This is a genomic window from Candidatus Marinimicrobia bacterium CG08_land_8_20_14_0_20_45_22 (assembly GCA_002774355.1).
In the GTDB taxonomy this organism is placed as follows: domain Bacteria; phylum Fidelibacterota; class UBA2242; order UBA2242; family UBA2242; genus 0-14-0-20-45-22.
The window spans coordinates 1-9,723 of record PEYN01000036.1; the positions used below are offsets into that span (position 1 = coordinate 1).

Consider the following 9,723-nt stretch of genomic DNA (forward strand, 5'->3'; position numbering starts at 1 on the left):
ATTTCCAAACTCGTCCGATGATCTTCATTTTATCCTCTTCCTTTAAAACTGATTTCAAATTTCAAATTGAGCATTTCAAATTTCAAATTTTTTCGGTGATTTTGAGGTTACAACAGATTTAGAAAAAATTCTTATCAATTCATTGGCTTCATTTATCAACGGGCAGATCGCATTATCTGGAAGAAGATTTACACGTTGAATAAGTCTAAGCCAAAAAGCGGATTCTCGTAATTCCTTTAAAACGATCTGCATTTTATGAACAAAATCCGCCCGACTTTCGGCGCCTCTGGCTTCCTCATAGTTCGCGCCTGAAGAACTTGATGCCCGAAATAATTGTCCAAAAATGTGCCTGCCAATATAAGTCTTCTGAAGGGGAGAACATGTCTTGACAATATCTCCGTTAAAATTCAGCAATCGATCTGCAAGTTCTTCAGCATTCATTTGCAACATCTCCTTACTAACTGACGATTTGCTCTTTCATCGTATCAATTTGAGATTTGCAATTTGAAATCCCCAATTTGAAATCTTCACTTCGCTTCCCGAAAATCCTCAATCCTTCCCGTCAATGCCGAGACCGCCGCCGTGCGCGGACTGCATAGATAAACCTCCGCGTCCTTGTTACCCATGCGCCCTTTAAAATTGCGATTGGATGTCGATAGCGTGACTTCGCCTTTTGCCGGAACGCCTTCGTGATTTCCCATGCACGGCCCGCAACCGGGATTCAGGATCACCGCTCCTGCCTCAACCAAATCAATTATCCAGCCGCGTTTTAATACATCGAGATAAACTTCCCGTGACGCCGGGAAAACCAGCAAGCGTACGCTGGAATGAACTTTTCTACCTTTCAAAATACCTGCGACTACTTCGAAATCCTCAACTCGCGCATTTGTGCAACTACCGAAAAATATCTGATCGATCTTCGTACCTTTGACTGCCGAAACCTGCGCGACATTATCGACCGTATGCGGTTTGGCAACCATCGGTCCAATTTTCGATAAGTCATAAGTTAAAACCTCGTCAAATTCCGCGTCCGGATCGGATTCCACGACTTCAAACTTTCGATTCGTACGCGATTTGATATAAGCCAATATTTCCTTGTTCGGAATCATGTAACCGTTCTTGGCGCCCAATTCCACCGCCATATTCGCTAAAACAAACCGGCTGGCGAAACTCATTCGTTCGATGCCAAGTCCGCTAAATTCGATCGCGCGGTACAATCCGCCATCCGCTCCGATGTCGCCCGCAATTGTCAACGCTAAATCCTTCGATGTAATTCCCGACTGAAATTCTCCATCGCAAACGATCTTTATCGTTTCCGGCACTCTCAACCAAATTTTCCCGCACGCCATAATCGCCGCCATCTCACTGCGACCGATTCCTGTCGAAAATGCACCAAATGCGCCGTAAGAAGTCGTATGCGAATCCGCGCCGACAATCAATGCTCCCGGCCAAACATGACCTTTTTCGTGCATCACCTGATGACAGATTCCCTCGTTGATGTCATAGAAATTCTTGATTCCCTGCTTTGCCACAAATTCACGAATGTCTTTGTGATTCTGAGCGAATTTTTCATTTGCCGCAGGCGTGCAATGATCGAGAATGATGACATGCTTATCCGGATCGTAAACTTTATCGACGCCGATTTTGTAAAAGGTCTTGGAAATATCCGCCGTGTTGTCATGCGACATTGCCATATCGGGTTCAATCTCGACGATCTCGCCGGGAACGACCGGTTTTCCGGCTTTCTTTCCAAGTATTTTCTCGCTAAATGTCTTTCCCATCTTTTTCCTTTCAACCACGAATGAACACAAATAAACATCAATTTTATTTATTTTTAGTCAATATCAATCTTTCCCACTGTAATCGTGGATGTTTGAAATTCAGAAGGATTCCGACTTCCTTATTTGCGATCCGTAAATAATTGATTAATTGGCCGCGATGTTCGTCCGGAATTGTATCGACAGTTTTAATTTCGATAATGACTTTTTCTTCGACTAACAAATCAGGGATATATTCGTCTATCAACTGACCATCATAATAAACCGGATATTTCGATTGTTGGCTAAACGCCAGATTTTGATGACTCAATTCGACACACAATGCATTTTCATAAGTTTTTTCACGCAAACCGTGTCCCAGTTTATTCGATACGGACATTGCGCATCCAACAATTTTATGGACCAAGTCTTTCTCAATTAAGTCTGTCATAAAATAATTAGTGTTAATTCGTGTTTATTCGTGGTTTTGCAGTCTCTTTATTTCAACAGCTCGAAGTCGATAAAATCTTTCTCAATTAAGTCTGTCATAAAATAATTAGCGTTAATTCGTGTTTATTCGTGGTTTTCCAGTCTCTTTACTTTACCAGTTCGAAATCGATGAAATCTGCATGGTGGAATACAATCGACTCCGGCGAGCGCTTTTCCGAATCTCCTTCTTTTGAATGCGTTGCAATAACGTGCAAAACTTCAGGGGGCAAATCATGTTTAAAAGCGATGCCTACGCCGCTGAATGGGTGCCGCAGTTTCTTGCCGTAATCGGATTTGACCGGCTTACCGTCAACGATTTCATATTCAAAAAGTTTTCCTACATCAGCCAACAACGCGCCCGCAATCAGATAATCACGCTGAATCGGCGTTTTCCGATTTCCGTAAGCCGATGTTAGTACTTCATCGCAGACGATACACATTTTACAAACGGTACGCACATGCTCAATAAAAGAAATTTTAACGTTTTCGGCCAGCAGTGTGAACGGAATTGACTGGAGAATTTCCGGCGTCCAGCCGCGGAAAACCATGGCTTCTTCCCAAACGGCGACGACTTTCGCGCGCAATCCTTCCTCTTTGATCTGGTTGATTTCCGGCAAAATCTCGGTAATCATACGTACTCCTCTTTCACAAATCCATCCTTTAATAAATTAATGCTAAGCATACTAAACACGTTGGAAATTTATCGTTCTTTCCGACATTAATCAACGACAACGATGAATTAGAACCTAAATACATCTGCAAAAGAAGAATCAGTAGTCAATGACTTTTCACTTAATGCCACTTATTTCAACCCGATACAACAATATCCAATATCCAGTTATCCTTCGGTGAATTCTCCAAGTCGAATATTCGATCTCTCCCCCGCAAAAGGCAGAATCCAATCTCCAACTTTCAATTTGCATTTTGAAATCTGAGTCTTATTTCCATCTTTTTCTTAGCGATTTGGTGACTTCGTGGTTTACTACTCCGCGCGCCTTGCTTTTTTCCGATTAAAAAGCCAAATTCCGTTCGATGATTTTCTTTCGGTTCAAAACACAAGGAGGCAAATTTGAATAAGACGGGGTTCGCGGGAAATCATGGCAAAGACGACCGCTCAGACTGCGCCGTTGAGATCACACAGACATCGTCAAGCGGCATTGTCATCGAACTCAAAAGCAAAGTCGATAGGTTGTATGGAAATTCCATCAAAGAACTTTGCCGCGAAGAGATGGCGTTTTTCGGGATTTCCGACGCACTTGTTAAAATTGACGATAACGGCGCGCTCCCTTACATTATGACGGCAAGAATCGAAGCCGCGCTTAAACAAATCATCGAAAATGACCGCGAATTTTTACCGGAAATGTTGTCGGAAAACCGGTATTCGACCGAAAAAGACCGCCCGCGTCGTTCGCGCCTGTATCTGCCGGGAAACACGCCGAAACTGGCTATCAACGCCGGTTTACACAGCCCCGACGGCGTCATCCTCGATCTCGAAGACTCCGTCGCACCCGCAAAAAAACAGGAAGCGCGGTTCTTGGTCAGAAATACACTTCGCGCTCTGAATTTTTACGGAGCGGAACGCATGGTGCGCATCAATCAAATTCCCCAAGGACTCGAAGACCTAAAATTTATTATCCCGCACAACGTGAACCTGATTCTCGTTCCAAAGTGCGAATCAGCCGATCAAATTCATATTCTTGAAAAGGAAATTGCACAAATTTCGGAAGCGTTTAACGTCATTCAACCCATCTTCCTCATGCCAATTATCGAAAGCGCGCTAGGCATCGTCAATGCTTATGAAATAGCAACGTCGTCGCCAAATGTCGTCGCGCTTGCCATCGGACTGGAAGATTACACCGCCGATCTAGGTATTCAACGCACAAAAGAGGGACGAGAAACATTCTTTGCTCGATGCCAAATCGTCAATGCCGCCAAAGCCGCAGGAATTCAAGCCATCGATTCCGTTTTCTCCGACGTGTCGGATATGGACGCGTTAAAACAAGTCGTTCTGGAATCCAAATCGCTTGGCTTCGACGGAATGGGTTGTATCCATCCGCGACAGATTGCAGTTATTCATGAAAATTATGCGCCGAATTCGGATGAAATTGCCAAAGCGAAGAAAATCGTCAATGCCTATTTGGAAGCCGCAGAAAAAGGTCTCGGCGTCGTGGCGCTCGGATCGAAAATGATTGACGCTCCGGTTGTTAAACGAGCGCAAAGAACCATTGCCCAAGCAATCGAATTCGGCATATTGTCCGCCGACTGGAGGTCTGGAAATGTCAAGTAATTTAGTTAAAAACGCCGCGGGGCGCTGGGTCCCGACAGAAGTCAACGGCAAACCGGAAATACCATTTAAAGGCATCGGAAAACATCGCCCCGAAGGACGAAAATACGCGCCAAAAATACCAACTTCTCTCGATTATCCAGCCGATGGCAACAAACTTCTTCCCGACTTAAAAACCGCGCTTATTCAATGCGGACTGAAAGATGGCATGACGATTTCCACGCATCACCATTTACGGAACGGTGATTTGATCGCCAACCAGATTTTTGACATTGCGCATGAGCTTGGCGTCAAAAACCTCGTGTGGTTTCCGTCCGCCTCTTTTCCCTGCCACGAACCGCTGATCAAATATCTCGAAGACGGAACGATTCATCATATTGAAGGCTCGATGAACGGACCGCTCGGGCGTTTTACTTCGCAAGGAAAAATGAAAGGCGTCGGCGTCCTGCGTTCGCATGGCGGACGTTATCAGGCTGTTCAAGATGGCGAAGTACAAATCGACATCGCCGTGCTCGCGGCGCCAACCGCTGATTCTTTCGGTAATGCACACGGTTTAACCGGTCCCTCTGCTTGCGGCTGTTTAGGATACGCTTTGGCAGATTATCAATACGCCGACAAGGTCATCATCGTCACCGACAATCTCATTCCGTTTCCCGCGATTCCCATGCAAATCGTCGGCAACTATGTCGATTATGTCGTAAAAGTCGATAAGATCGGCATCGCCGAGCAAATCGTTTCCGGAACGACTCAAATCACGAAAAGTCCGGATAGATTGCTCATTGCGGAACTTACGACAAAGTTCTGCGACGCCGCCGGACTGATCCGGGACGGTTTCTCGTTTCAAATGGGAGCAGGCGGAACGTCTCTCGCGATTGGAATATACTTTCACCAAATTCTCAAAGAACGTGGAATCAAGGCGCGGTTTGCGGTAGGCGGATCAACGCAATATTCCGTCAAGATGATCGAAGACGGCTGTTTGGAATATTTGCTCGACGCGCAATCATTCGATCTCGACGCCGTTCGATCAATGGGAAGAAATCCGAATCATCCCGACATCTCGATTTTCCACTGCTACGATTATCACGCAAAAGGCAATTATACAACGATGATGGATGTGATGATTCTCGGAGCGACAGAAGTCGATGTCAATTTCAACGGTAATGTCGTAACGCATTCCGACGGATATTTGCTCCACGGTATCGGCGGCTGGCAAAATTGCCTCGCCGCAAAATGCACGATTTTGCCAATTCCCTTGTTCCGAGATCGGATTCCCGTGATCCGTGATGAAGTCACCACGCTATGCGGTCCGGGCGAATTGATTGACGTGATCGTCACCGAACGTGGAATTGCCATCAATCCGCTAAGAACCGATTTAATTGATAAAGTCAAGAACTCCGGATTGCCGATTAAGACCATTCAGCAATTGAAAGAAGAAGCCGAGCGGATTTGCGGCAAACCGCAGGATCCCGTTTTCGACGATCAAGTCGTTGCCGTTATTAAATGGGTAGATGGAACGATCATCGACGCCGTCAGGAAATTGAGAGAATAATCAATCAATCGGCAGTGCGATAATAGAACACAGATAACGCTGAACAGAAAACAGATTTTCACAGAATAATAAATACAAAATTTCCTATCTGTGTTCATCTTCCCAATCCGTGTCATCTGCGTTCTCCCTGCACGCAACTTTCACTGAATTCTTTTCACTTTATTTATTAAATTCCATTGCTTTTTACATCATCATCATCTCATCAAAACTGATGACTAAACACTTGTTTGTAGGATTTTTATGACCCGAAAATTACGCATCCGTGACTTAACGCTCCGAGATGGGCAACAGTCTCAATTTGCGACCCGCATGAATCAATCGCAGGTCGATCGTTTGCTCCCGCTTTATCGCCAAGCAAACTTTTATGCAATGGAAGTTTGGGGGGGCGCCGTTCCCGATTCCGTCATGCGCTATTTGAATGAAAACCCGTGGTATCGCCTTGAAAGCATTAAAACTGGCGTCGGCGAGTCTTCCAAACTCACCGCACTTTCCCGAGGCAGAAATCTATTTGGCTACAATCCATATCCCGATGAAGTCATCGAAGGTTTTTGCCGCAATGCGATACAATCCGGCGTCGATATTATGCGTATTTTTGACGCGTTGAACGATCTAAACAACATGCGTTCGACGATCAAATTCGTCAAGGAAAACGGCGGCATTACCGACTGCGCAATCTGCTACACCGTTGATCCGAAGTTCACCAAAACTGAACGAATCAAAGCGCTTTTCACTGGCAAAAAACTCCCAAAAAATGTCTTTACCGTCGAATATTTCCTCCGCAAAGCGAAGAAACTTGAGAAAATGGGCGCCGACATGATCACCATCAAAGACATGGCGGGACTCATTCATCCCGGATTCGCGTCGCCGCTCGTGAAAGCGTTTAAGAAAGAACTCTCGATTCCTGTCGATATGCACACGCATTGCACGCCGGGTTACGGGCTTGCGACCGTTCTGATTTCTATTGTAAACGGCGTCGATATTGTGGATACGGTCATTGGCAATTTCGCGGGCGGTCCTGCGGCGCCTGCATTTGAACTCGTTCAGATTTTCTGCAATAAACTCGGCATCGATACCGGCGTCAATCTTTCCGCCGTCGTCGAAATCAACAAACATTTAAACGAAATCCGGCAAGAACTCTCCAAATTCGACGAGACCAAGCAGTTCCCGATCGAATTCGACATCACGAAAGACGTTCTACCCAAGGAAATCGATCGCTTGTTCGATGAGGCAATTGACTACGCCAAAGCGGACAAAATCGAGAAGTTGCTATCGACCTGCCAGCAGATCGAGAAATATTTCAAATATCCGCCGGCAAACGAAGCGGTCAAACATGCCGAAATCCCCGGCGGTATGTACACCAATATGCTCGCCCAGTTGCAAGCCGCAAAACTCGATCAACTTCTACCGAAAGTTCTAAAAATCATTCCGCGCGTTCGACTCGATGCCGGGTGCGTTCCGCTCGTGACGCCCACCAGCCAAATCGTCGGCGTACAAGCAGTCAATTGTGTGGTGGACGAAGCCAAAGGGTTGGAACCTTTTTACACGACGACATCAAACCAATTTGTCAATTTAGTAAAAGGTAGTTACGGCAAAACGCCGATTCCTGTCGATCCGGAATTTCGCAAAAAAATTACCGGTTCAGACAAAGAAATTCCGTATGATACATCATCCTACAAGAAACAAGAAAATCCCATTTTACCGGATTGTGGATTCGTAAAGTTGGCGAAAAACGAAAAAGATGAGTTATTATTGGAACTTTTCCCGATGGTTGCGTCCGGTTATTTGAAGTCGGTGCGGAAAGAAGAATACGAGGTCGAGCAGGAAATCGAAAACGCCAAAGAAAAAAACAGCGTCTATATTCAGGTCTCCGGGTCAATCGAGTGAGAAGATCAGACCACGAAAAGAGACGAAAAAAACGGAAGAAAGAACTGAATAAAGAACAAAGAAATTCACACAATTAGTTTATCAACAACAGAATAAAGAAAAGTAACTGAATTATGATTGAATATGTTAATGCTGGAGAGTAGAACTGCGGAAATAGGCGCTCTATGAATTCATCGATTATTTATCCTGATGAAAGTTTCGCGATCATGAAGGCCTGCTTCAACGTTTACAAAACGATGGGAAACGGATTTACAGAATCTGTTTATCAGGAATGTCTTGAAATCGAGTTACAGGAACAGCAAATACCTTTTGAGTCCCAACAGAAATTAAGTCTGACTTACCACGGGAAAACGCTTAAACACTCGTTTGTTCCGGATTTAATCTGTTACGAAAAAATCATCATCGAGATAAAAGCCGTTTCCAATATCACTTCGGAACATCGTTCACAAGTACATAATTATCTCCACGCTACAAATTTAAAACTTGCCATTCTCGTTAATTTTGGTCACTCAGAAAAATTGGAGTACGAAAGGATCGTGAATTGATTTTTTTGGGGAATAGTGCCTTTTCTTTCTCCGCTTACAATAGACTACCTCTATTAAATCTTTCTTCTATTTTTTTCGTTCTTTTTCGTCCCTTTTCCCCGCACTTTGCGGGGTTTCGTGGTCCAATTTCTCTACCTCTCTTTACCGCCTGCGGCGGAAAGGATTTCGTTTTTCTTTCTTCTTTATATTTTTTCGTCTTCTTTCGGTATTTTTCGTGGTCTATTCTATTCTCTTTATTATGGAGTTTAAATGAAAATTGATCTCATCGTCGGTGCGCGCCCCAATTATATGAAAGCCGCCCCCATTTATCGCGCTCTGAAAAAGTATCCGTCCAAATTCCAATGCCGACTCATTCACACCGGTCAGCATTATGACGAGAAAATGTCTCATATTTTCTTCCAAGAACTTGAATTGCCCCAACCGGACGTTTATCTCGGAGTCGGCTCCGGTCTGCACGGCGAACAAACCGGTAAGATCATGATTTCCTACGAAAAAGAAGTTTTGAAAGAAAAACCGGATGTCATTTTGGTCGCCGGCGATGTCAATTCAACCGCCGCGTGTTCATTAGTAGCAACTAAACTTCACATCAAAGTCGGACATGTGGAAGCCGGACTCCGAAGCCGCGATCGTTCCATGCCGGAAGAGATTAACCGCATTGTTACCGACAGTATTTCAGATTATTTATTCACAACCAGTCGCGACGCCGACGCAAATCTTCAACAAGAAGGAATTTCCAAAGAAAAGATCTTCTTCGTCGGCAATACGATGATCGACTCGCTGAATTACTATCTGCCAAAAGCGGCTGAGGAAAAATATCAATTAAAAGATGAAAGAATAAAGAAGCGCGAATATATTCTTGTCACGCTTCATCGCCCGTCAAATGTCGATTCCGCCGAAACGATGAAAGGATTGTTTGAAACATTTGAGACGATCCAGAAACGAATGCCCATCATTTTTCCGATTCATCCGCGCACGCAGAAGATGCTGTCCACATTCGGCATGGACAAACAACTCGCGCAAATGCCAAATCTCGTCATTACCGAACCGCTTGGCTATCTCGAATTCCTCAGTTTGCAAAAAGACGCCTTCATGCTGTTGACCGATTCCGGCGGAATTCAAGAAGAGACAACCGTTTTGGGAATCCCCTGTTTGACGATGCGTGAAAACACCGAACGACCGATCACCGTTTGGGAAGGCACCAACGAACTGGTCGGC

Annotated in this window: 10 protein-coding genes; 6 read left to right on the plus strand and 4 right to left on the minus strand. The window is 44.8% G+C overall.

Going from position 1 to position 9,723, the window contains the following annotated elements; translation table 11 throughout:
• Nucleotides 1-75: 75 nt before the first annotated feature.
• From COT43_02635 to COT43_02650, 4 genes are all read right to left on the minus strand, one after another.
• A complete protein-coding gene (locus tag COT43_02635; GenBank protein PIS30037.1) occupies nt 76-441 on the minus strand; it encodes a four helix bundle protein in 366 nt (121 codons plus the stop codon).
• 86 nt (nt 442-527) lie between these two features.
• A complete protein-coding gene (locus COT43_02640) occupies nt 528-1,781 on the minus strand; it encodes a 3-isopropylmalate dehydratase large subunit (protein ID PIS30038.1) in 1,254 nt (417 codons plus the stop codon).
• Between the two features lie 43 nt (nt 1,782-1,824).
• On the minus strand, nt 1,825-2,208 hold the full coding sequence (locus COT43_02645) for a GxxExxY protein (GenBank protein ID PIS30039.1): 384 nt from the start codon (nt 2,206-2,208) through the stop codon (nt 1,825-1,827).
• A 145-nt stretch (nt 2,209-2,353) separates the two neighbouring features.
• Nucleotides 2,354-2,878, minus strand: coding sequence for a hypothetical protein (locus COT43_02650; protein PIS30040.1), 525 nt, complete (start codon nt 2,876-2,878; stop codon nt 2,354-2,356).
• Between the two features lie 437 nt (nt 2,879-3,315).
• Here COT43_02650 and COT43_02655 point away from each other — a divergent pair, with 437 nt between their 5' ends.
• The 6 genes from COT43_02655 to COT43_02680 form a co-directional block, all read left to right on the plus strand.
• Nucleotides 3,316-4,533, plus strand: coding sequence for a citrate lyase ACP (locus COT43_02655; GenBank protein ID PIS30041.1), 1,218 nt, complete (start codon nt 3,316-3,318; stop codon nt 4,531-4,533).
• Nucleotides 4,523-6,079: a citrate lyase subunit alpha gene (citF, locus tag COT43_02660; GenBank protein PIS30042.1), complete on the plus strand. Its 1,557-nt coding sequence runs from the start codon at nt 4,523-4,525 to the stop codon at nt 6,077-6,079. Before COT43_02655 ends, citF begins: the two co-directional genes overlap by 11 nt.
• 240 nt (nt 6,080-6,319) lie before the next feature.
• A complete protein-coding gene (locus COT43_02665; GenBank protein ID PIS30043.1) occupies nt 6,320-7,963 on the plus strand; it encodes a carboxylase in 1,644 nt (547 codons plus the stop codon).
• Nucleotides 7,964-8,127: 164 nt separating this feature from the next.
• Complete coding sequence (locus COT43_02670; GenBank protein ID PIS30044.1) at nt 8,128-8,508, plus strand: GxxExxY protein; 381 nt, start codon at nt 8,128-8,130, stop codon at nt 8,506-8,508.
• Nucleotides 8,505-8,768 carry a hypothetical protein gene (locus COT43_02675; protein ID PIS30045.1) on the plus strand — a complete coding sequence of 88 codons (264 nt, stop codon included), beginning with the start codon at nt 8,505-8,507 and terminating at the stop codon, nt 8,766-8,768. The genes COT43_02670 and COT43_02675 overlap by 4 nt, the downstream gene beginning before the upstream one ends.
• A partial coding sequence (locus COT43_02680) for a UDP-N-acetylglucosamine 2-epimerase (non-hydrolyzing) (protein PIS30046.1) occupies nt 8,758-9,723 on the plus strand: 966 nt, incomplete at its 3' end. The genes COT43_02675 and COT43_02680, both read left to right, overlap by 11 nt.

Bases quoted from the DNA above. Each gene is read 5' to 3' on its own strand.
- COT43_02670 (PIS30044.1), top strand. From the start codon at position 8,128: ATGAATTCATCGATTATTTATCCTGATGAAAGTTTCGCGATCATGAAG.
- COT43_02640 (PIS30038.1), bottom strand. From the start codon at position 1,781: ATGGGAAAGACATTTAGCGAGAAAATACTTGGAAAGAAAGCCGGAAAA.
- COT43_02635 (PIS30037.1), bottom strand. From the start codon at position 441: ATGAATGCTGAAGAACTTGCAGATCGATTGCTGAATTTTAACGGAGAT.
- citF (PIS30042.1), top strand. From the start codon at position 4,523: ATGTCAAGTAATTTAGTTAAAAACGCCGCGGGGCGCTGGGTCCCGACA.
- COT43_02665 (PIS30043.1), top strand. From the start codon at position 6,320: ATGACCCGAAAATTACGCATCCGTGACTTAACGCTCCGAGATGGGCAA.
- COT43_02650 (PIS30040.1), bottom strand. From the start codon at position 2,878: ATGATTACCGAGATTTTGCCGGAAATCAACCAGATCAAAGAGGAAGGA.
- COT43_02645 (PIS30039.1), bottom strand. From the start codon at position 2,208: ATGACAGACTTAATTGAGAAAGACTTGGTCCATAAAATTGTTGGATGC.